The organism is Pseudomonas sp. LF020 (assembly GCF_053456425.1).
In genome coordinates this window covers 410,255-433,966 of the sequence record NZ_JBRFIX010000002.1, presented here as the reverse complement: position 1 = coordinate 433,966, position 23,712 = coordinate 410,255, and the positions used below count along the sequence as shown (strand labels likewise).

Here is a 23,712-nt window from a genome sequence, read left to right as displayed (position 1 = left end):
TTTCTGGACAAACACGGTTACGGCAGAATGGCTGCCGACTTTTTCACTGTAGACAATGACCACACACTCTGTGTGAAAACCGACCGTCGGCCGTTTGTCGGTCTATTCGCCAACGAACACAAAACCCTGTGGGAGCTGGCTTGCCAGCGAAAGCGGTGGATCAGCCAACACCAATAGCGACAGTGACGACGCCATCGCTGGCAAGCCAGCTCCCACATGGGTCGCGTTGGGCTTAGAATGGCGCCCAGGACCCATCCCGCCTTCACGAGACCGCGCATGACTTTCGATTTTGATCAGCTATTCGACCGCCACAACACCGGCAGCACCAAGTGGAGCCGCTACCCGGCCGATGTGTTGCCGATGTGGGTCGCTGATATGGATTTCGCCGCGCCGCCGGTCATCATCGAGGCACTGCAGCAGCGCCTGTTACACCCCCTGGTAGGCTACAGCGTGGCGCAGGACAACCTGCGTGAAGCCATCGTCGCCGACCTGTGGAACAAGTTCGCCTGGAAGGTCAAACCGCAGGAGCTGATCTTCCTGCCGGGTGTTGAATCCGGTTTCAACATGGCTTTGAAAGCGCTGGTGCAGCCGCAGCAGAACGTCGTGGTGCAGGTGCCGAACTATCCGCCGCTGCGACATGCACCGGGGCATTGGGGGCTGAACAAGGTCGAGCTGGAATTCGTCGCCCAGGCCGATGGCACTTATGCCACCCCGCTGGAGACCCTGCGCGAATCGCTGAACGGTGGCGGCGCCCTGCTCCTGAGCAACCCGCACAACCCGATCGGCAAAGTGTTCGATCGTGAAGAACTGCAAGCCGTGGCGGATATCTGCGCGGCACAGGACGCCTGGATCATCTCCGACGAGATCCACGCCGAGCTGTGCTTCGACGGCCGCGTGCACATTCCGACCGCCTCGCTGAGCCCGGAAATCGCCAGGCGCACGATCACCCTGATGTCGGCGAGCAAGGCCTACAACATCGCCGGCCTCAAGACCTCGTTCATGATCATCCAGGACGCCGCCCTGCGCGAACGCTTCAACCACGCCCGTTGCGGCATGGTCGACAGCGTCAACCCGCTGGGCATGGAAGCCACCCGCGTCGCCTACAGCGAAGGTGCGCCGTGGCTGGCCGAACTGAAAACCTATCTGCAGGCCAACCGCGACTGGCTGGTGGATGCGGTGCGCAGCCGCTTGCCGGGCGTCACGATCAATGTGCCGCAGGGAACCTATCTGGCGTGGCTCGATTGCTCGGCGCTGGAGCTGGACAATCCGCAGCAGTTCTTCCTCGAACAGGCCAAAGTCGGCTTGAGCCCCGGTCTGGACTTCGGTGACCAGCACCAACAGTTCGTGCGCCTGAACTTCGGCTGCCCGCGCTCGCTGCTCGAAGAAGGCATCAGCCGCATGGAGCGCGCCCTGACCAACCGCAAATCCTGAAAACACCACCTCCCCCTGTAGGAGCTGCCGAAGGCTGCGATCTTTTGACGTTGGTTTTTTAAAACAAGATCAAAAGATCGCAGCCTGCGGCAGCTCCTACAGGGGGTTTGTGTTTGCAGTGGGTGTGCAGCGCAAATCCGATCGAACTCACGGCAAACCGTCCGGGTCAACCACCCATACCTGCCCTGAGAACCTCGGAGATTGATGATGACCGACTACCCAAAACCACCCTTCCCCGCACAAGCCCAAGCCGTTCCCGGTGCGCAAAGTAAAATGCAGCCGTACCCCGACTGTGGCGAGCAAAGCTATGTCGGTTCCGGGCGGCTGGCCGGCAAGATTGCGCTGATCACCGGCGCCGACAGTGGCATTGGCCGCGCGGTGGCGATTGCCTTCGCCCGTGAAGGCGCAGACGTGGTCGTGGCCTATCTGAATGAACATGACGACGCCAAAGAGACCGCACGCTGGGTCGAACAGGCAGGCCGCCAGTGCCTGTTGCTGTCAGGCGATCTGGCGCAAAAGGCCCATTGCCAGGAATTGGTGGACAAGACTGTCGCACGCTTCGGGCGCATCGACATTCTGGTGAACAACGCCGCGTTCCAGATGACCCACGAAACCTTCGAAGAAATCCCCGACGACGAATGGGTGATGACCTTCGACGTCAACATCACGGCGATTTTCCGGTTGTGCCAGGCAGCGATCAAGCACATGCGCCCCGGCGCGTCGATCATCAACACCAGCTCGGTCAACTCGGACATGCCCAAACCGACGCTGCTGGCCTATGCCACCACCAAAGGCGCCATTGCCAACTTCACCGGCGGTCTGGCGCAGATACTCGGGCCGAAAGAGATCCGCGTGAACTGCGTGGCCCCCGGGCCGATCTGGACACCGTTGATCGTCTCGACCATGCCGGATGAAGAAGTGCAGAACTTCGGCAGCGAAACCCCGCTCGGTCGCCCCGGACAACCAGTGGAAGTGGCGCCGATTTACGTGCTGCTGGCCTCTGATGAAGCCAGTTACATCACCGGTCAGCGCTATGGCGTGACCGGCGGCAAGCCGATGCTCTGAGCAGCGCGATAAAAACTGAACCTGGCGGCATGACGTCCCTCCATACCTTTAAGAGTCCCAACCGGTCCGCAGGATCAGGAGGTCGTCATGTCCGCCCCTCTCATTAAACTCTTCACCCAGCCCAACTTCGCCTGGACCGATATCCGCCGCGAGGAAGAGGCCCATCCCCGTCACTACTTGGCGCATCTGTTGCTATTGGCGCTGATTCCCGCCGTGTGCCTGTTCTTCGGTACCACGTATGTCGGCTGGAGTCTGGCAGCCGGCGAGACCGTGCGCTTGAGCACGGCCAGTGCGCTGCAACTGAGCATCATGTTGTATGTGGCCATTGTCGCCGGGGTCGCGGTCATCGGCGGGTTCATCCGCTGGATGTCGCGTACGTTCGACGCGCGCCCCACGCTTAACCAGTGCATCGGCTTTGCCGCCTATACCGTAACGCCGTTTTTCGTCGCCGGCATCGCCGGTCTCTATCCGAGTCGCTGGCTGGCAATTCTGGTGCTGGGTGCCGCTTCGGTGTATTCGACGTTCCTGCTGTTCGTCGGCCTGCCGACGTTCATGCATGAACGCAAGGAACAGGGCCTGCTGTACTCGGCCTGCGTTTGGGGCGTCGGCCTGCTGGTGATGGTGACCATTCTGGTGTCGATGATTCTGCTGTGGTTCAACGTGCTCGCGCCCGAGTACCTGCGTACTACCGTTGCTTAACCCGGTGCCGACGCTGTCGTCGATGGGCGACCGAACATGAGCTTCGTCATCTGGGTCGCGGTGCTTGGCGCGGTGTTGCTGACCCTGGCGCTGACTTCGTCGTACCTGCGCTGGATGCCGGTCACCACTTCGGCCGTGTGCCTGTTGCTGGGGATCGGCATCGGTCCGAGCGGTCTGGATCTGCTGAAGCTGCCCCTGGAAAACGCCTCGGTGTGGATGGAGCACCTCACGGAAGTGGCGGTGCTGTTTTCGCTGTTTGTCTGCGGGCTCAAGCTGCGCCTGCCACTGCGCGACAAGCGCTGGCGGATTGCGTTCGGGCTGGCTGGCCCGGTAATGGTCTTGACCATCGCCGGGGTCAGCGTATTGCTGCACTGGGGCCTGCAACTGTCGTGGGGGCCGTCGCTGCTGATCGGGGCAATGCTGGCGCCCACCGACCCGGTACTGGCCGCGCTGGTGCAGGTCAATGATGCGCGGGATGTCGACAGCGTGCGCTTCGGTCTTTCCGGTGAAGCCGGGCTCAATGACGGCATCGCGTTCCCGTTCGTGATTCTCGGCTTGCTGCTGTTGCAGGCCGACGCGCAACCCGGCGCCTTGACCGATTGGGTGCTGCACGGTTTGCTCTGGGCGGTCCCGGTCGGTTTGCTCACCGGTTACTGGATGGGCCGTGTCATCGGTCGGTTGACCCTGTCGCTGCGCATCCGTAACGACGACAGCACCCTGAGCCCGAATGATTATCTGGCGCTGTCGCTGATTGCCTTGGCCTACGTTGGCGCAGACGCCATCGGCGGTTATGGCTTTCTGTCGGTATTCGCCGCCGGCCTCGGCTTGCGCCAGGAAGAAGTCAAATCCACCGGCGCCAGTCAGCCGCCCGCCGAACATCTGGTGCAACCGGTGGTGGGCCATCAGAACATCGAACCGCAGCACGCGGTGCACGGTGATACCGAACGACTGGAAAGCAGCCAGGTTGCGGCCGGGATCATGATGGGCGACATGCTCTCGTTCGGCAGTCTGGTGGAACGCGCCATGGAAGTGTTTCTGGTGACCCTGCTCGGCGTGGTGCTGGTGCCGCATTGGGACTGGCGCGCATTGGTCATCGGCGCGGTGCTGTTCTGCGTGGTGCGTCCGCTCTGCGTGGCGTTGATGCCTTGGGGCACCTTGCTTGACCGCGGTCAGCGCCTGTTGATCGGCTGGTTCGGCATTCGCGGGATCGGCAGCCTGTTCTATTTGTTTTATGCCTTGAACCACGGCCTGAGTCCTTCAGTCGCGACGTTGTGCACCAACATCACCCTGTCGGTGGTGGCATTGAGCATTTTGCTGCATGGCATCAGCACGCAACCGCTGCTGGCGCGCTACGAACAACGGCAAAAACGAAAAAACTGATTTTTCCATCGGCAATATCTCCGGAAATCAATCGAAGTTTTTTCTGAAAATAAATGGATCCCTCGGCCAATACCGGCAGTCACAACCATAACCCTCGCTGTAAGCACTCGGCGGGTCCGGCAGGTTCGGTTCCCCTGCGGCTTGCAGCCCATGAATAGGAATCTTTGGATAACAAGGTCACAGTCATGAAAGAATGCTCGACTCCTGCACAAATCAAGGCTTGCAGGGCTTTGGCCCTGGAACGCAATCGTCAACTGTTCGAAGATGCCCACGCCCTCAACCGAGCGGCTTACGAGCTGCTGGAAGCGGACAATCTGGACCTCGAACAGTTTGAGCACTATCGAGCACTGCGCCGCAAAGCCGATGCGAAGTTCGAGGAAGCCATCGATCACTTGTGTGTCCTCAACGAAGACTTCCCGCCGATTCCAATGTCGCCGCATCACTCGCAGGAATTGCGTCGACAGCTTGAAACCGTCGAATAACGCGCACAAGAAAAAGCCCGGCTGCAAAGTCCGGGCTTTTTCTTTGGGCGGCGTTTAGCCCCCGGGGTTGGTCACCTGAATGAACACCGCATAAGCCCCGAGCAGGATCCAGAACGTGGCGAAAATCCAGGGCGTGCGCACCGAAAACAACAACGACTTGCGATAGCCCTTGTGGCTCGACTCCATCTCGCTGAACAGCGGCGACTCGTCGTAAGCCATGCCCATGATCGGCTCGCTGCGCAACAACTCGCTCTGCTTGTAGTGCCAGTGATCAATGATGTCGTACGCCGCACGAATCCCCGGCCAGGCGTTGAGCGAACTGAGCAGCCCCAACAGCGCGAGAAACGGCGGCACCACCAGCGTGAACAGCTTGCCCCACTCGGGGTTGAGGTTGGCCATGCACGACGCAAAGGCAATCACCAAGAACGACTGCGCCGCCAGATAGGCATCGGTGCGGTTGGCGAGGATGCTGGTTTCGTACTGGATTTCCTTGCGATAGAAATCCAGCCGTTCCTTGGGTGAGCCGAACATCTTGGCGTCGTGTTCAGTCAGGTGCTCTTCAGCGCTGGGCTCAGTCAGTATGCGTGGCAAGGGGCGCGCGCTCCGTGGCGGGGGAAACCTTTTAGAAGGCCCTCGCCACGGACAAGTTCAGGCGGATTCACTTCATCGACTGCGCGATGATTTCCACCAGGTTGAGCTGGGTGAACGGCTTGGGCAGACGCGGCAGTTGCGCGGCAAAGCCTTCCAGGCGTTCAGCGTAACCGGTGGCCAGAATGATCGGCAGATCCGGCTTGAGCAGACGCACTGCATGCGCCAGTTGCGCGCCGCTCATCTGCGGCATGGCCATGTCGGTGATCATCAGATCGATGACTTCACCCTGCTCGAACAACGCCAGCGCCCTGGCGCCGGAGGTGGCGCTGATCACACGATGGCCTAGGTCTTCGAGCAGCAGCGTGGTGCTGGTCATTACCAGCGAATCGTCGTCGACCACCAGCACGCTGAGGCGTGGCACCAACACCGGTTTGACTGCCGGGTAAAGGTTTTTTGCCGTCTCCCCGGCCAGCGCCACCGGTATCCACATTTCAGCGCGGGTGCCATGGCCTTTTTCGCTCTTGAGAATGAAGCGGCCACCCAGTTGCTCGATAAAGCCATGCACCATCGACAAGCCCAGCCCGGTGCCCTTGCCCACGCCCTTGGTGGTGAAAAACGGATCCCTGGCCGAACCCAGTGTGGCTTCGTCCATGCCTTCCCCCGTGTCGATCACGCTCAGGCACACATAGCGTCCCGCCGCCATTGACGAATGGCTTTGCTCAAGCACAACTTCCGGCTGCGCAGTAATGCACAGGCTGCCGCCGTCGACCATGGCGTCGCGGGCGTTGGTCGCCAGATTGAGCAGCGCCAGTTCCAGCTGGTTGCTGTCGGCCAGCACCGGTTGCAGATCCTCGGGAAAGCGTGTCTCGATGCGAATCCCCGGGCCTATCGAGCTGCGCAACAGCCCGGTGATACCTTGCACCAGTTGCGCGATATCGACCGGCTCGGTCTTGAGCTCCTGACGGCGGGCGAAGGCCAGCATGCGTTGGGTCAGCGATACGCCACGCAATGCACCCTGTGTGGCGTTTTCCAGCAGACGACTGTTTTTCGGATCGTCACCGATGCGCTTTTGCAAAATCTCCAGGTTGCCCAGAATCACCGTCAGCAGATTGTTGAAGTCATGGGCGATGCCGCCGCTGAGCTGACCGATGGCCTGCATCTTCTGCGCCTGGAACAGCGCTTCACGGGTCTTTTCCAGCGCCACTTGCGCCTCATGGGCTTCGGTGACATCGCGGGTGATCTTGGCAAACCCGAGCAGCGTACCGGTTTCGCCGCGAATGGCGTCGACCACCACGTGGGCCAGAAACCGCGTGCCATCCTTGCGCATGCGCCAGCTCTTGTTCTCGAAACGGCCCTCGCGGGTGGCAATCTCCAGCGCCCGCTGTGGTTCGCCGGCCACGCGGTCTTCGGGGGTGTAGAAAATCGAAAAATGCTCGCCGATGATTTCTTCCGGCTGGTACCCCTTGATCCGCTGGGCGCCCTGATTCCAGTTGCTTACGCGACCTTCGGGGCTGAGCATGTAGATCGCATAATCGGTGACCCCCTGCACCAGCAGGCGGAACTGCTGTTCGCTTTGCTTGAGGGTTTCCTCGGCCATCTTGCGGTCGGTCAGGTCGCGGGTGATCTTGGCGTAGCCGAGCAGTTTGCCGTCGGGATCGATGATCGGATCGATGACCACGTGGCACCAGAAACGGGTGCCATCCTTGCGCACCCGCCAGCCCTCGCCTTCGAAGCGTCCTTCGCGCAGCGCTGTGTCGAGCGCGCGTTGCGGCAGGCCCGCCGCACGATCATCGGCGGTATAGAAGCGCGAGAAATGCTCGCCGAGAATCTCCGCCTCTTCGTAGCCCTTGAAGCGTTTGGCGCCGGAGTTCCAGCTGGTGATGATGCCGTCCGGATCGATCATGTAAATCGCATAATCGACCACCGCATCGATCAGCAGACGGAAACGCATCTCCTCGATCGCGGCAGTTTTGCTCGGTTTGTCACTCATCAGGTTCACCGCTGGTTTTCATTAGCGCAAGTATGCGGCAATCCGGCGCCATGGGAAGGTGCAAACGCGCTTCTATTCACGGCGTGATCAACGGGTTGATTGAGGGCGAGTCGGTACCGAGCGACCACCAGCGCGGCAGCAGTTGCTGAATGCGCGGTTCGGCAAAGCGGTCATCGATCAGCATCACCACACCGCGATCCTGCCGCGTACGGATCACCCGCCCGGCGGCCTGCACCACTTTCTGCACGCCCGGATACAGGTAGGTGTAATCGTAGCCGGCGCCGAAAATCGCTGCCATGCGCCGTTTCAACTGTTCGTTGACCGGGTTGAGCTGGGCCAGCCCCAAGGTCGCAATGAATGCGCCGATCAGCCGTGCTCCGGGCAAGTCAATGCCTTCGCCAAACGCACCGCCCAACACCGCGAAGCCGATGCCCTGACTGTCGGCGGTGAACTGATCGAGAAAGGCCTGCCGCTGCCCTTCGGCCATGCCCCGCGATTGCTGCCACAGATTGATCTGCGGATGGCGTTCGGCGAGCAGCGTCAGCACTTGTTGCAGGTAATCGAAACTGCTGAAGAACGCCAGGTAATTGCCCGGACGCTCGCTGAACTGGCGGGCGATCAGCTCGACGATCGGTTCCAGCGACGCCTGGCGATGATTGAAGCGCGTGGAAATCCGGCTGACGATCTGCACCTGCAGTTGATCGGCGCTGAAGGGTGATTCGACGTCTATGCATACCGTGTCGGCGGGCGTGCCGAGCAGGTCGGCGTAATAGCGCCGCGGGCTCAGCGTCGCCGAGAACAGCACGCTGCTGCGCGCCGCTTTCAGGCGCGGGCCGATGAACGCCGCCGGCACCACGTTGCGCAGGCACAGTTGCGACAGCGGCCGCTTGCGCTCGAGGTCACGCTTGCTGATGTCGAACAGGTAATGCTCGTCGAACAGCTCCGCCACCCGGCCAAACTGCAGCATGTCGAAATAGAAGGTTTGCAGCGCGCTGTCGAGCCCCTGCGGATGATCATTGAGGTAATCACCAATGGCCGCGCTGCACAGGGAAACGGCTTGCAGCAGTTTCTCCGGGGCCTTGTCGTAGGCCTGATATGGCGCCAGTTGCGGCTGGTGCAGCGCGTTCCACTCGCGGTTGACCCGTTGCAGGGATTTTTTCAGCACTTCTGGAGCGCTTTTGCGCACGCTGGCCAGCGCGGCCTGATCGAGACTGGCGCTGTACATCGAGCGCCCGCGTTCGACCAGGTTGTGCGCTTCATCCGCCAGCACCGCGACTTTCCATTGGTTGAGCTGGGCCAGACCGAACAGCAGCGCACTGAAATCGAAGTAATAGTTGTAGTCCGCCACTACCACGTCGGCCCAGCGGGCCATTTCCTGGCTCAGGTAATACGGGCAAACCGTGTGCTGACGAGCCACTTCGCGCATCGCTGCCTGATCAAGCAGATTGATCCGGCTCGCCGCTTGCCGGGCAGCGGGCAGCCGATCATAGAAGCCCTGGGCCAACGGGCAGGATTCACCGTGACAGGCTTTGTCCAAGTGTTCGCAGGCCTTGTCCCGGGCGACCATCTCCAGCACCCGCAGCGGCAAATTTTGCGATTGATCGAACAACACCTGGCTGGCATCCAGCGCCAGTTTGCGCCCCGGGGTCTTGGCGGTCAGGAAGAACACCTTGTCCAGTTGCTGCGGCGCCAACGCCTTGAGCATCGGGAACAGCGTGCCGAGGGTCTTGCCGATCCCGGTGGGCGCCTGGGCCATCAGGCAACGGCCGGTGCTGACCGCCTTGAACACCGATTCGGCCAGATGTCGCTGCCCGGGGCGAAAGTCGGCGTGGGGAAAGCTCAATTGCTGCGCCGCCAGATTGCGCGCCTCGCGATGGGCCATTTCCTGCTCGGCCCAGTTCAGGAACAACCGGCATTGTTGTTCGAAAAAGGCCTGCAAGGCTGGCGCACTGAAGGCCTCGACCAGACAGGTTTCCTTTTCGCTGACGATGTCGAAATACACCAGCGCCAGATTGATCTGCGCAAGCTCAAACTTGCGGCACATCAGCCAGCCGTAGATTTTCGCCTGCGCCCAATGCAACTGGCGATGGTTGGCCGGCTGTTTGCTCAGGTCGCCGCGATAGGTTTTGACTTCTTCCAGACAGTTCTGCAGCGGGTCGTAGCCGTCCGCCCTGCCCCTGACCTTCAGTTGCAGAAACTCGCCTTCCAGCGCCACTTCGCTCTGGTATTTGTCGTTGCGCCGCGAGGCCACGGTGCGATGGCCGAGCACGCCTTCGAGGGCTGTCGGCGAAGGGGTAAACCGCAGGTCGAGGTCGCCGGTCTTGGCGGTGAACTCGCACAGCGCGCGGACGGCAATGCTGTAGCTCAAGCGCTTTGCTCCGCCCATTGCACGTAACACACGGCGACCGGCATCTGGTGCTGATGGCAGAACTCCAGCCAGCGCAGCTGGTTGTCCTGCAAGCGGTCACCGGGACCTTTGACCTCGATCATCCGGTAGGTCTTGTGCTGCGGCCAGAACTGGATCAGGTCGGGCATGCCGGCGCGGTTGGCCTTGATGTCGAGCAGCAGGCGATTGAACCAGTGCTTGAGGTGTTCCGCCGGCAAGCACGCCAACGCCTGCTCCAGCAGTTGCTCATTCAACGCGCCCCAGAACACGAACGGCGACTGCACGCCCCACTTGGCGGCGAAGCATTCACGAATGGTTGCGACGTAACGGCCATCGTCGAGTTGGTCGAGACAAGCCTGGAACAGTTCGGCGCGGCGTTGCTGGAAGTCTTCGTTGAGCAGATCCACCGGCCCGCGCTGAAACGGATGAAAGAACGCTCCCGGCAACGGCGCGAAAATCGCCGGCCAGCACAACAGGCCGAACAGCGAGTTGATCAGGCTGTTCTCGACGTAATGCACCGGGCCGCTGTCTTCGTGCAGATGCGCCTGCACGTAAAACTCCACCGACAATCCCGGATCAGTGCGCGGCAATTGCAGATCAAGGCGCTCGACCGGCCGTGGCGTTGCGCGTTTGAGCGGTGGCCCGCCGAGTTTGCGTCGCAGCCGTGGCAGCATCCGTTGCAGGCTCTGCTGCTCGGCGGCGCTTTCCGGCGCCTGTTCGGCGAGCGTCGCGAGCTCCAGCGCCAGTGCGTATTCGCCGCAGCGCTCGAGCACGCGGATCATGCGCTGGCGGGCGCCGGGGTAGGCGCAATCGCGATAAATGCTCAGCGCCAGGGCGAACTCAGTGATGCGCTCGCAATACTGGCCGATCTGGAACAGCACCTTGCCGCGCCGCCGTTGCAGCCAAGGATTGTCGAACTGCAACGCGCTGACCTGCTCGACAATGGGCTCCAACGGTTCACCGGCCTCGAAGCGTTGCTGGCACTGATGCAGGAACAGGCAGGCGTCGACGTCCTCTCGACTGCGCAGACCACGGGAGTCGACGCAGAATTCGACTTTTTCGTAGGTAAAGATGCCAAGATCGGCGAGCACGAATTCCGACCAGTCCTGATACAGGTTGCCGAAGAACATCAGGCGCAGACGGTCGCACAGGTCCATGATGGTCAGGCTGAGCAAGCGGTCGCCGAGCGTCGGCGCCCAGTCGCAGAGGCTGCGCGACTCGCTGAATTGCTCGGCGAGCGCCGGCAGCCAGTCGTCCTTGCGGCCCTTGGGCTGTTCGATAAACGTACCGAACGCTTGCAACAGTTCGGCCTTGAGCAACACGTCGAACACTTCGGCCACGCTCAACAGCGCCTGATCGTCGAGCCAGCCGTGACTCAGCAACGGCTGCGCGGCGTCGCTGATGTCCCCAATTTCCGGGTAGTTGAGTTTGCCAAGGCGGAAATGCACGCCCTTACGCATTACCATGCGCACCAGCAGACCCTGCGAAGCGTGCGGCAAGGCCTTGAAGTCGCTGATAAAGCCGTGCTCGGATTCGCTCATCACATCGGCATAGCGAAGCTCAAGCCAATCAAGCACTTGCCGGAAGTTGTTGAGGTAATAGAACGGATCGTCGAGCGGGTTGGCAGTCACGGGAATTCAGGGCCATGGCGAGCAAATACTGGTTATGCGTACAGATACCAGCTCTGCCCTGCCGGGTGCAAACGGAAAAAGATCAATGGCAGCGGCAATTCGGATTTTTTCAGGGGGCCATCGAACTTTTCCCGGTTCGATGGCACCAACCGCGTTAGAGACCGAAGTCGGTCAATTGATATGGAATGAGGTATTTGAGGTGGCTATGAAGATCAAGACTCTGGGTATTCCTCTGGCGGTAGCGGCCCTGCTGGCATTGGCCGGCTGCTCGACGCCGACCGTGGTCACCTTGCAGAACGGCACTCAGTATTTGACCAAGGACATGCCGAAAACCAAGACCAAGGACGGGTTCTATGAGTTCGAGGATATTTCCGGGACCAAGGTGAAAGTCCGTTCCGACGAAGTCGCAACGGTGCGCAAGGAAGACTGACCCCCCAACCCCTGTAGGAGCTGCCGAAGGCTGCGATCTTTTGATCTTAAAAACAAAATCAAAAGATCGCAGCCTTCGGCAGCTCCTACAGGGGGAACGTTGGAGAATTACTCGAAAGCCGGCAGGCCCACAATGCTGTGATCGCAGCTGAAATACTGCTCACCGCGCCGCGCCAGCTCGGCTTGCAGACGTCGGCAACGCTCCAGATCCTGTTGGGTCATGCGGTCAATGCTCAGATTGCCGGTGGCTTGCGCTTGTTTGTCATCACCCCGCCGAAACGTCACGAACGGCTGTTCGGGCTGAATCTGAAACAGGCTTTTCTCTTCGACCGGCTCGACCGCTTCGGTCTTAGCCGGCTTCGGCAATTGATCGCTGCTGATGCCGTAGCGGCTGAGAATCGAGGTTGGCGGCAGATCGGCCCAGGCATTGGCCGATAACAGCGCCAGTCCGAAAATCCCGACATACCCCTTGAACCTTCTCACGTGTGCATCTCCTGTACTCAATGGCGGCTAGCTGTAGAACGTGTGTGCACGTGCTGGCTTTAGGCCGCTTCTGCTGTTTGCAGAGCTTTTGAGTCAGGGTGTGGCTGTTGAGTCACTTTCGATACCGAGTTGTGGCGAGGGAGCTTGCTCCCGCTTGAGCGCGTAGCGCTCACAAAATCTTCAGGGCCGCTTCGCGACCCAGCGGGAGCAAGCTCCCTCGCCACAGGTTACGGATGCATCAGGCGATCACAATGCCATCGGCACTGAGGCTATTCAGCGCCACCCCAACCAAAGTCACCGAATCCCCGCCAAACTTCAGCACCGTGTCCTGCCCCACCGCCGTCGCATGCGCGCGGAAGTCGTCATTGGGCAACACCCCTTGCACGCCAAGGAACACCAGTTTGTCGTTCGACGTAAAACCCAGCACCCGATCCTGACCGAACGCGCCGTTGAACAGGAACGTATCCGCCCCGCCTCCGGACTCCATCAGGTCATTGCCGGCGCCCCCGACAAACACGTCGTTGCCGGCACCGCCAATCAAGTGGTCGTTGCCGTCCAGACCGAACAGCCAGTCGCCGCCGGCATGCGCCTTCAGCGTATCGGCGCCGCTGGTGCCCTTAACGCTGGACTCGTACTGGGTAACGTTGTTGCCGACCTTCAAACCGCTGGCCGTGACGCTGTGGGTCACATCGTCCTTGAACAGACCCCAGAGGAAACCCGGCTCCTTGCTGACGATGCTGCCGATGTCGCGGGTGATGCTGATCCCGCCATTGGCGTCGCGGATGTACAGGTTGCCGGCGCCGTCGTTGGCGAAGTCGAAGGTGTTCACCGATTTCTGCAACTCGAGGGTGTTGTTGCCGGCGCCGCCGAGGATGACGTTATAACCGCCAGCGTCGCGGAAGGTATCATTGCCGGCGCGACCTTCGAGGTAGTCGTTGCCGCTGCCGCCCTGGATCAGGTCGTTGCTGTCGCTGCCGATGATGAAGGTGCTGCCCTTGTGGGTTTCGGCGTTGCGGTTGAGGTCCTGCACCCACGTGTTGGCCCGCGCCGGGTCCGACAGGTTGGCGACGATGATCGTGGAATCCTTGCTGGTCAGGTCGTAGAACTTCGACTCGATGATCCGGTTCATGCCGTCACCGTAAGCGGTCGGCAGGTGCGAGATCCAGGTCGGGATGTTGAGGATGGAGAACGGCAGCAGATTCCACGCGGTCGAGGCGTAGTGATCGTTGAAGCTGACGATGTTGTCGGTGGCCGATTCCTTGGGCGCGTCGTGCACGCCGACCGAGGCGCCGGTGAAGGTCGAGCCGTCGAGGGCGCGGAACACCGGATCGTTTTCGTAACCGACGTTGAGCACCTTGTCGGTGCCGCTCTGAGTCGGCGAGGCGTAGGCGATGTAGTTGGAATCGGCGAAGAACCCGCCCCACTTGCCGCCACTCAGGTCAGCCATGCTGTTGACCGCCAGCCCGCCGAGGCTGTGGCCGCTGACCAGCACGTCCTTGCCGCTGAGGCCGTTGGCCTTGGCGAACGCCATCACGTCATTCAGTAGATTGCCGAACGCTTCGCCGACGTAGTTTTTGGCGTAGTCCTTGGGACCGAAGGCGGCCAGCAGGTCGTTGATCACGTCGCCGATGGAGTCGAGGATCAGGTTTTCCCGCGGACCACTGGTGCCGCGAAAGGCGATGCCGATTTCGGTGAGATGGCCCTGGGCGTCGTACTTGCCGAGGATTTCCACCTGGGCGGTGGTGTAACCGGCCTTCTCGCCGAAGAAGGTTCCGCGGGCGTCGGTCTTGCCGTCGTAGCCCAATTGCGAGGCGCTGATCGGTGTCCAGCCAGCCTTTTTCACGGCGTCGAGGGCGAGTTTTTCCGAGTCGGGGTTCCACGGAATACCAGGAATCACCCCTTGCGAATCGGTACCGCCGAGCAGCGCGGTGACCAACGTGGCAGGCAGGCCGAGACCGAAGCCGTTGTGCTGATAACCGGCGGCAAAGCCGTTATCGAGGTTGTGATAGGAATACAGCGTGATCGCCATGGCATCGCTGAACAGCGCCTTGGAATCGGCTGTACCGAAGTTCTTGTAGTCATACACACCCATTGCTATTGCCTCTCTTTTGTTGGAATTGTCAGAGATAGCTCACAGCCAGGGCGCCCCTCGCGGGCACGCCCCGGAGCATTTCAGTACTACTTGCATAAAGGCTGCGATCTTCTGATCTTGAAATCAAAATCAAAAGATCGCAGCCTGCGGCAGCTCCTACATTCATAAATCCCTGTAGGAGCTGTCGAGTGCAACGAGGCTGCGATCTTTTGATCTTGAAAATCAGAAGCAAAAGATCGCAGCCTGCGGCAGCTCCTACAGGATGACGGCTTACGCGAAGACGAAAGACGAGTCCGACAGGTTAGCCACTCCCACCCCGATCAGGGTCACGGCATATTCGCCAATCTTCAGCACAGTGTCAGCGCCGGACTGTGCAGCATGCTGCTTGTAGTCGTAGCCCTGCCCCGCGCCTTCGACGCCCATGAACACCAGTTTGTCGCTGCCCTGGTAGCCGTTGATCGCATCAAAACCGAACGCGCCGCTGAACAGGAAGGTGTTGTTGCCACCCAGCGCCGTCATCACGTCATTGCCGGCGCCGCCGACGAAGGTCACGTGGCCCTTGTCGCTGATCAGCTTGTCATCGCCACCCAGACCGAACAGCCAGTCACCGTCGGCGCTGGCGTGCAGCGCGTTGCCATACGCATCGCCATTGAGCGAATGGGTGTACTGAGTCAGTTCATTGCCATTGGTCAAACCCTTGGCCGTGACGCCCCAAGTGATTTCCTTGCTGCCCCACCACGACCCCGACTCCTTGCTCACCAGCGCGCCGATGTCGCGGGTCATGCTGATGCCGCCGTAGGCGTCGCGCACGTACAGCGTGCCGTCACCGTCGTTGGCGAAGCTGAAGTTCTGCAGCGGTTTCTGCAGCTCGAAGGTGTTGTGACCCTGGCCACCGAGGAGGATGTTGAAACCACCGTCATCACGGAACCGGTCATCACCGCCCAGGCCTTCGAGGAAATCGTTACCCGCCCCGCCCTTGAGCCAGTCGTTGCTGTAGGTACCGATGATGAAGGTGCTGCCGGTGTGCGGCTCGCCGCTGCGCCCCAGATCCTCGACCCAGGTCTTGCCCCGGGAAGATTCCTCAAGGTTGGAGACGATGAGGGTCGAGTCCTTGTGCGTCAGGTTGTAGAACTTCGAATCGATCACCCGGTTCAGGCCATCGGCATAGCCCAGCGAGCCATGGGCCGACCAGCTCAGCGGATTGACGATGCTGAACGGCACCAGGTTCTGCGCGGTGGACGCATAGTTGTCGTTGAAGTTGACGATGTTATCGGTGGTCGACTCATGCGGCCCGTCGTGCTTGCCCAGCGAACCGCTGCTGAACGTGGTGCCGTCCAGCGCACGAAACACCGGATCGTTTTCGTAACCGATGTTCAGCACGTTGTTGCCGGTGCTGCTCTGGGTCGGCGAAGCGAAGGCAATGTAGTTGGCGTCCTTGAAGAACCCACCCCAATTGTTGCCGCTCAACTCGGCCACGCTGTTGACCCCGAGACCACCGAGGCTGTGGCCGCTGAACAGCACGTCCTTGGCGGCGATGCCGTTGGCCATGGCAAACGCGGCAACGGACTTGAGCAGGTTGTCGAAGGCGTTTTTCGCGTAGTTGCTCGCGTAATCCGACGGCCCGATGGCGGCCAGCAGGTTGTTCTTCATGTCGCCGAAGGTGTCGCTGTAACCCAGCCCGCCGGTACCGCGAAAGGCCACGCCGAGGCCGATCAGCTTGCCGCCGGCGTCGTACTTGCCGAGCACTTCGGCCTCGGCGCTGGTGAAGCCGTCCTTCTCGCCGAAGAACGTGCCTTGCGCGCCGACCTTGCCCTGATAACCCAGCGCCGTGGCGCTGAGCGGTTTCCAGGCGGTGGCCGGCAACGGCTGGCCGGTCGGTGTGTAGGCATACAGCGTCAGCGCGATGGCGTCGCTGTACAGCGCTTTGCCATCGGCATTTTTGTAATCGAACAATCCCATGTTGTGCTCTCTCTTCCTTCAATCAGGACTGGCAGCCTCCCGCGAGACTGCCAGTACTCCATCAGAACTGCCAGTCGAGGGTCAGACCCACACCGTGGTCTTTCTCGTTGTTACCGATCAGTCCGTTGTAGTCCAGGTTGACCCGGACATCGCGATTGAGCGCCAGCCCGGCACGGACGCCGACCACTGCCGCATCACGATCCATCGACACACTCTGCACGGTGAACGCGCTGTTGCCATTGGCGAAGGCCAGGTGGCTGTCAGCATCGACACTGCTCAGGTTGTGCTGCCAGCCGAGGGTTGCGCCCAGTTCAAGCTGATGTTTTTCCGACAGCGCGAAGCTGCGCTTGGCGCGTACGCCAAGGGTCGACAGCACCACGTCGCGGTTGTCTTCGCCGCTCTTGAGCGCCGCGGCATCACCTTTCTCGGTGAAGCTCTCGGTGTTCAGATGCACGTACGACAGATTGGCGAACGGCTCCAGGTTCATCGGTTGCAGACGCAGATCGTAAGCCGCTTCGGTGAACACCTGAGTGGTCGCCGCATCGTGCTTGGTTTTCTCTTTGCCGCTGACGCCCGCGAACTGCAGATCACGCTTCACGTCCACGCGGTGCCAGCTGTAAGCCGCACCGGCGGTCAGGCGCAACGCATCGATCTGATGCCCCAGATACGCACCGAGGTGGTAGCTGTCGACCGAAGCCGACGAATGCGTGCCGCCGCCCATGTTCAACGAGCTGTCGCTATAACCGGTAACGAAACCCAGACGCGTATCTTCAGCAATCAAACCGTCGACACCGGCCAGCAGCCCGCCGATGGAGCTGTTGGAGTCGGCGTTTTCGTGACCACCATCGCTCTTGCCCCACGAACCGAGCACCTTGACCCAGGCGTTGCTGCGGTCGTCGGTCGGTGCGTTGGCATTGAACAGATCACGCTCACGCAGACGCTCGCCCACCGCTTCACGCAGGTAGCGGCTGTCGTTGATCAGCATCGTACCGATGGCCGGGTGAATTTCGCCGGACAGTTGCTGGAAGGCTTGTTGCGCCGACGCCGCGTTCGGCGACAACAGGAGGGTTTCGAACAGCGCATTGCCCGCGCCCAGGCCCTCGGCAGCCGCGCCGACCGCACGCTGGTTCGGCGTCAGACCAACACTGGCGAACGACGCGCCATTGCGCCCGACGTCCAGTTGCACACCGTTTGCCGTGTACGCCAGGGTGCCGCCGAGGAACGCGTAGTTCGGCAGCACTTGCCCGAACTGCCCCTGAATGCCGCCGGCCGCTTGCAGGATGTTGAATTGAGCACCCTGCAGGCTTTTCACTTCAGCAGTCGTCAGCAAGGTCGGGCTGTTTTCCAGCGACAGACTGACCGTGGCGCCATCGATCACGGCTTTGCCACCGGCAACGATCTTGTCGCTGCTGGTCGGCGAGACTTCCACCGCGTAGGTCGAACCGCGCTCGAAGGTCACGTCACCGGCGACGTTCAGCGTGCCGATCGAGTTGCCCGGGGCGACGGTACCGCCGTTTTTCGCAGTCAGTGCGCCGATGCGGCCGTTACCGCCGAGGATGCCGCTGTCGTTGACCGTGACCGCCGAAGCCAGTGAGCCATTGATCGCCAGACGCCCCTGATTGACCAGGGTCGGGCCGCTGTAGGTGTTGTTGCCGGTCAGCACCAGCGTGCCGATGCCCTGCTTGGTCAGGCCGCCGTGACCGGAAATGTCGTTGCGCCAGGTGTCGAGGCCGCAAGTGATGTCGGTGCAGACGCGCTCGGTCGGTTTGCCCTTGTCGATGATCGCGCCAATGCCCGGCAAGTCCGCGACAAACTGCCCGGAACCGTAGGCACCCTGGATGCGGAATTCTTCCGGGATGTCCTGCTCGGTGACGAACATCGCCGGGCCGTCGATGCCCTTGCGCAGGTTGATCATGCCCCAGCCGTACAAGGCGTCGATGCCCGGTGCGCCGAGGTCGGTGGCGGTGGTGCGCAGTACCGTGGCGACCTGATCGCCAGTCATGTACGGGAAGCGCTCCATCAGCACCGCCATCGAGCCGGCCACGTGCGGTGCGGCCATCGAGGTGCCGTTGTAGTTTTTGTAGCCGGTGGTCAGGTTGTCGGCGTTGGTGCCGCTGATGATCGAGCTGTAGATCTGCGTGCCCGGCGCCGAGACACAGAAGCTCGCGGTGTAGCCGCAGCGCGAGGAAAACGTACTCATGATGTACGGATTGGCGCTGGCCAGATCCGGGTTCTTCTGCAACGCGGCGACGGTGATCCAGTTCGGCGCGATGTCCGGCACGAAGTAGCCGAGGCCGGCGATGGCGTCCGGGTTGTTCAGGTTGTAATCGTTGCCGGCGGCGAAGATCGTCACGATACCGCTGCGGGCGGCGGCAATCGCTCCGTCGTAGGCGCCGCCGGGCTTGGTGCCGAGCAGCGTGCGGATTTCGTTGAACTGCAATTGCGCGTCGTTGACGGTGAAGTGCGGATACGCCGGGTCGCGGCCGCCGAGGTCGAAACGGTCAGTAATGCCGATGCCCCAACTGTTGTTGATGATCCGCGCGCCACTGGCGATCAGCGCATCCCAACCGGCCTTGTACACCGCGCCATCGTTGCCACGGACGATGCCGTCTTCCGGGCCCGGGTCGCCGTTGTCGGCGCTGATGATCTGCGCACCGAACGCCACCCCGTGCATCGGCCCGCCATCGCGGCTGCCGGCGGCGATGCCACCGACGTGGGTGCCGTGGGCACCGAGCTTGCCGTCGGAGCCGACCGAAGGCGAACCGTCATAACGGAACGCATCGCCGGCTTTGACCGGGATGTAGGGGTCGGTGTATTCACGGATCCCGCTGGTGACCAGGGTGACGACTTTGTTGGCGCCGGAAAACTCCGGGTGCGCGGCGTAAACCGGCTGATCGAAGATCCCCAGTTTCACGCCTTTACCGGTGTAACCGGCGGCGTAGGCATGATCGGCCCCGATCGCGCCCAGGCCCCATTCCGCCTGGAACTCGGCGCTGCGCCAACTGGCGGGATCACCGCTGCGGCCGTTTTCCACATAAGGCGCCGCGTGCGCGGTGCCCCAAGTGGTCAGCGCGCAGAGCACCGCGCAATTGAGGGTTTTCATGGCGAAGCGACCGCCCGTTTGCGCGGGGGTATTGTTGTTATTCATCCAGCGACCTTCCTTAGTGTTGTTGCGAAAAATCCGTGTACTTCAATCTCATGAATGCAGCTTTGTGTGGCGAGGGAGCTTGCTCCCGCTGGGGCGCGAAGCGGCCCTCTGCATTCTTCCAGTCGAACCCGGTCTGGCAGATTTGCGACTGCTGCGCAGCCGAGCGGGAGCAAGCTCCCTCGCCACAGGTGTGTGCTCACATCCCCCTGTAGGAGCTGCCGAAGGCTGCGATCTTGGCTTTTCAAGATCAAAAGATCGCAGCCTGCGGCAGCTCCTTAGTGATGTTGCGAAAAATCCTTCTATTTCAATCTCATGAGTACTGCTTTGTGTGGCGAGGGAGCTTGCTCCCGCTGGGGCGCGAAGCGGCCCTCTGCACTCTTCCAGTCGAACCCGGTCTGGCAGATTTGCGACTGCTGCGCAGCCGAGCGGGAGCAAGCTCCCTCGCCACAGGTATGTGTTCACTGAATCTGAGGAGCTGCCGCAGGCTGAGATCTTGGCTTTTCAAGATCAAAAGATCGCAGCCTTCGGCAGCTCCTTCGTGTTGTTGCGAAAAATCCGTCTATTTCAATCTCATGAATACTGCTTTTTGTGGCGAGGGAGCTTGCTCCCGCTGGGGCGCGAAGCGGCCCTCTGCATTATTCCAGTCGAACCCGGTCTGGCAGATTTACGACTGCTGCGCAGCCGAGCGGGAGCAAGCTCCCTCGCCACAGGTGTGTGCTCACATCCCCCTGTAGGAGCTGCCGAAGGCTGCGATCTTTTGATCTTGTTGTTAAAAAATCAAAGTCAAAAGATCGCAGCCTTCGGCAGCTCCTACAGGGGACGTATTCACCCTCCGTCAGAACTGCCAGTTCAGGCTCAGCCCCACGCCGTGGCTCTTCTCGCGGTTGGCCAGTTGTCCGTTGTAATCCAGGTTGACCCGCACGTCCTTGCTCAACGCCAGGCTGGCTTGTACGCCGACCAGTGCCGCATCACGCACCAATGCCGAACTCTCGACCGCGTACGGCGTGCTGCCGCTGGCAAAGCGCAGATGCTGTTCGGCGTCGATGTCGCTCAGGCTGTGCTGCCAGCCGAGATGCCCGCTCAGGTCCAGCGCCTGCGCGGCCGACAGGTTGAAGCGCTTGACCGCGCGCACACCGAGGGTGCTGAGGACTGCATCACGCTGCTCGCCGGAGCTCTTCAGCGCCGCCGCGTCGCCCTTTTCGCTGAAGCCGTCAGTATCCAGATGCACATAGGCCAGATTGGCGAACGGCTCCAGTGCCAGGTTCAGCCGGTAAGCCGCTTCGCCGAAGACTTGCGTGGTCGCCGCATCGACCTTGGCTTTCTGTTTGGCGCTGACGTCGCCGTATTGCAGATCGCGCTTCACATCGGCGCGGTGCCAGCTGTAGGCCGCGCCGGTGCTCAGGCGCCAGGCGCCGATGTCATGACCGGCGTAAGCGCCGAGGTGATAGCTGTCGACCTTGGCCGACGAGTGCGTGTCCGAGCCCATGTTCAGCGAGCTGTCGCTGTAACCGGTGACCAGACCGATGCGGGTCTGCTCGTCGAGCGCGCCGTCGACACCGGCGAGCAAGCCGCCGATCGAGGTGCTGTAGCGCGAGGTGTCGTTACCGGAATCGGTCGAGCCCCAGGCGCCGAGGGCCTTGATCCAGCCATTGCTTTGCGTGGCATTTACATCGTGCAGACGCTCGCCGACCGCGTCGCGCAACTGGCGGCTGTCATTGATCAGCATCGAGCCGAGCGCCGGATAGATCTCCCCGCTCAATTGCTGGAAGGCCTGTTGCGCCGAGGTGGCATCTGCCGACAGCAGCAAGCTTTCGTACACCGAATTGCCAGCGCCGAGGCCTTCAACCGCCGTCGCCACCGCGCGTTGATTCGGGGTTTGCCCGACGCTGGCGAACGAGGTGGCGTTGCGCTGGATGTCGAGCTGAATGGCGTTGGCCGTGTAGTCGAGGTTGCCGCCGATGAACAGGTAATCCGGCAGCACCGCGCCGAACCGGCCCTGGATGCCGCCGGCGGCTTGCAGAATGTCGTACGAATGGCCGAGCAGGCTGCGCGCTTGCGTGGTGCTGAGCAGGGTCGGACTGTTTTCCAGCGACAGGCTGACCGTGGCGCCGTTGATGCTCGCAACGCCACCGGCAACGATGCGGTCGCTGCTGGTCGGCGACAGCTCGACCGCATAGGTCGAACCCGGCGTGAAGGTCACGTCACCGGCCACATTCAAAGTGCCGATGGAATTGCCCGGTGCCACGCGGCCACCGCTGTTGGCGAGCAACGAGGCGATCCGCCCGGAACCGCCAAGGGTGCCGCTGTCGTTGACGGTCACCGCCGAGGCCAGCGAGCCGTTGACGCTGAGCAAACCGCCATTGACCGTGGTCGGGCCACGGAAGGTGTTGTCGCCGGTCAGCAGCAAGCGCCCTGCCCCGGACTTGATCAGGCTGCCCTGATAGACCCGCGTCGCCGCTGCAGCATCGCGCGCCATACCGACCGCGTAGTCGGTCTGATCCTGCTGACTGGCGCCGGCCGGGACACCGTTCTGCCAGCCCTTGTCCTGCAGGGTCTGCTGCCAGGCGCTGTGTTCGGCGAGGTCTTCGCGCTGGCGCTGAATCAGTGCCTTGTCGGAGATGTCATTGCTCCACACATCGCTTTGCCCGGCGGCCAGATTGGCATCGAACGCGCCGAGCAATTGCCCCGGCCCGTGCATCGCCCGGTTGAGGTTGGCCACACCCCAGCCGACCCGTTCGGTCGGTGCATCGGTGACCGAACCGTCGAGTTGCGTGGCGGTGGTCAGCAGCACTTCGAGTGCCTGCTGGTTGTTCATGTACGGATAGCGTTCCATCACCAGCGCCAGTGCCCCGGTGGCGTGCGGCGCGGCCATCGAGGTGCCGGACTTGATCGCGTAATCGCCACCCGGAATGGTGCTGTCGATCTTCGCCCCCGGAGTGGTGATGCACCAGTATTTGGCGATGCCGCACTGGTTGTACTTTTGCTGATTGCTCTGATCCAGCCCGGAGACTGCCAGCCAGTGACCTTCAAGATCCGGCTGAAAGTACGGCAACGCCGAGCGCACGCTGGCGTTCGGGTAGCCGCTGTTGCCGGCGCTGAACACGTTGATCACGCCACGGCGCGAGACGTCCGCCGCCGCGTCGAGCCAGGTGCCCTGATTCCAGTGCTGGGCGTACGCGGCGTGCAGATCGGCCAGGGTGCGATAGCTGACATCCGGCGGCTGGCTACCCCAACTGTTGTTGATCGCGCGCACACCGGCATCCGCCAGAGCGTCGTATACCGCTTTGAAATAACGCGGATCGGGTTTCGGGCCGAACAGGAAGCTGTCGTTGTTGTTGGTGTTGCCGACGTAGATCTGCGCGTTGTACGCCACGCCGTGCATGCCGGTGCCGTCACGGCTGGCGCCCATGGTGCCGACCACGTGGGTGCCGTGGGAATCGTTGTTGGCGTTAAGGGTGCCATTGACGCTGAACAGCGAACCATCGACGTAACTGCCGGAGGCCATTACCGGATGATAGCGCTCGCTGGCGAACTCGGGGTGGGCGGCATCGAAGCCGGAGTCGAGGGCGCCGATCTTCACGCCTTTGCCGGTGATCCCGGCCGCATAGGCCTGATCGGCCTGCATCCGCGCCAGGCCCCAGTCGCGCTGGAATTCGGCGCTGCGCCAACTGGCGGGATCGCCGGGCTTGCCGGTTTCAAGGTATTGCGCGTTGGCCTGCGCGATGGAAACTGCGAGCAACAGGCTGCCGACCGCTGCCGGCTTGATGCGTACTTCCATGTTCACCACTCACTTTTCTTATGTTTTTGTTATGACCCGTTTCCCCGGGCGAGCACTTCTTGAACTATCGAGCGAGTCTATTTGTGGCGAGGGAGCTTGCTCCCGCTGGCTGCGCAGCAGCCCAAAATCTTGTGAGCGCTACGCACTCAAGCGGGAGCAAGCTCCCTC

Annotated in this window: 15 protein-coding genes; 6 read left to right on the top strand and 9 right to left on the bottom strand. The window is 61.6% G+C overall.

What is annotated here, in order from left to right; all coding sequences use genetic code 11:
• Positions 1–276: 276 nt before the first annotated feature.
• The 5 genes from ACU680_RS05945 to ACU680_RS05925 all read left to right on the top strand — a co-directional run bounded on the left by ACU680_RS05945 (position 277) and on the right by ACU680_RS05925 (position 5,057).
• Complete coding sequence (locus tag ACU680_RS05945; protein ID WP_448178914.1) at positions 277–1,431, top strand: MalY/PatB family protein; 1,155 nt, start codon at positions 277–279, stop codon at positions 1,429–1,431.
• 207 nt (positions 1,432–1,638) lie between these two features.
• A complete protein-coding gene (locus ACU680_RS05940; RefSeq protein ID WP_448178913.1) occupies positions 1,639–2,496 on the top strand; it encodes a glucose 1-dehydrogenase in 858 nt (285 codons plus the stop codon).
• An 87-nt stretch (positions 2,497–2,583) separates the two neighbouring features.
• Complete coding sequence (locus tag ACU680_RS05935) at positions 2,584–3,195, top strand: Yip1 family protein (protein ID WP_007967011.1); 612 nt, start codon at positions 2,584–2,586, stop codon at positions 3,193–3,195.
• Between the two features lie 36 nt (positions 3,196–3,231).
• On the top strand, positions 3,232–4,575 hold the full coding sequence (locus tag ACU680_RS05930) for a cation:proton antiporter (protein WP_448178912.1): 1,344 nt from the start codon (positions 3,232–3,234) through the stop codon (positions 4,573–4,575).
• Between the two features lie 185 nt (positions 4,576–4,760).
• Positions 4,761–5,057 carry a hypothetical protein gene (locus tag ACU680_RS05925; protein WP_007967009.1) on the top strand — a complete coding sequence of 99 codons (297 nt, stop codon included), beginning with the start codon at positions 4,761–4,763 and terminating at the stop codon, positions 5,055–5,057.
• 54 nt (positions 5,058–5,111) lie between these two features.
• Here the strand turns inward: ACU680_RS05925 and ACU680_RS05920 are convergent, their stop codons facing one another.
• From ACU680_RS05920 to ACU680_RS05905, 4 genes are all read right to left on the bottom strand, one after another.
• Positions 5,112–5,648: a hypothetical protein gene (locus ACU680_RS05920; RefSeq protein WP_007967008.1), complete on the bottom strand. Its 537-nt coding sequence runs from the start codon at positions 5,646–5,648 to the stop codon at positions 5,112–5,114.
• 67 nt (positions 5,649–5,715) lie between these two features.
• Entirely contained in the window at positions 5,716–7,638 is a 1,923-nt protein-coding gene (locus ACU680_RS05915; RefSeq protein ID WP_448178911.1) for a hybrid sensor histidine kinase/response regulator, read from the bottom strand.
• Positions 7,639–7,714: 76 nt separating this feature from the next.
• Complete coding sequence (locus tag ACU680_RS05910; RefSeq protein ID WP_448178910.1) at positions 7,715–10,006, bottom strand: ATP-dependent DNA helicase; 2,292 nt, start codon at positions 10,004–10,006, stop codon at positions 7,715–7,717.
• Complete coding sequence (locus ACU680_RS05905) at positions 10,003–11,655, bottom strand: VRR-NUC domain-containing protein (RefSeq protein WP_448178909.1); 1,653 nt, start codon at positions 11,653–11,655, stop codon at positions 10,003–10,005. The genes ACU680_RS05910 and ACU680_RS05905 overlap by 4 nt, the downstream gene beginning before the upstream one ends.
• A 205-nt stretch (positions 11,656–11,860) precedes the next feature.
• On the opposite strand from ACU680_RS05905, the gene ACU680_RS05900 reads away from it, so the two are divergent.
• A complete protein-coding gene (locus tag ACU680_RS05900) occupies positions 11,861–12,085 on the top strand; it encodes a YgdI/YgdR family lipoprotein (protein ID WP_007967004.1) in 225 nt (74 codons plus the stop codon).
• Between the two features lie 107 nt (positions 12,086–12,192).
• On the opposite strand, the gene ACU680_RS05895 is transcribed toward ACU680_RS05900, so the two are convergent.
• From ACU680_RS05895 to eprS, 5 genes are all read right to left on the bottom strand, one after another.
• Complete coding sequence (locus ACU680_RS05895) at positions 12,193–12,567, bottom strand: hypothetical protein (RefSeq protein ID WP_448178908.1); 375 nt, start codon at positions 12,565–12,567, stop codon at positions 12,193–12,195.
• Positions 12,568–12,805: 238 nt separating this feature from the next.
• Entirely contained in the window at positions 12,806–14,659 is a 1,854-nt protein-coding gene (locus ACU680_RS05890; RefSeq protein WP_448178907.1) for a polyurethane esterase, read from the bottom strand.
• A gap of 270 nt (positions 14,660–14,929) precedes the next feature.
• A complete protein-coding gene (locus ACU680_RS05885; RefSeq protein WP_448178906.1) occupies positions 14,930–16,618 on the bottom strand; it encodes a polyurethane esterase in 1,689 nt (562 codons plus the stop codon).
• Positions 16,619–16,679: 61 nt separating this feature from the next.
• Positions 16,680–19,766 (bottom strand): autotransporter domain-containing protein, encoded by a 3,087-nt coding sequence (locus ACU680_RS05880; protein ID WP_448178905.1) that lies wholly within the window; start codon positions 19,764–19,766, stop codon positions 16,680–16,682.
• An 835-nt stretch (positions 19,767–20,601) separates the two neighbouring features.
• Complete coding sequence (eprS, locus tag ACU680_RS05875) at positions 20,602–23,544, bottom strand: autotransporter serine peptidase EprS (protein WP_448178904.1); 2,943 nt, start codon at positions 23,542–23,544, stop codon at positions 20,602–20,604.
• Between the last annotated feature and the right edge of the window lie 168 nt (positions 23,545–23,712).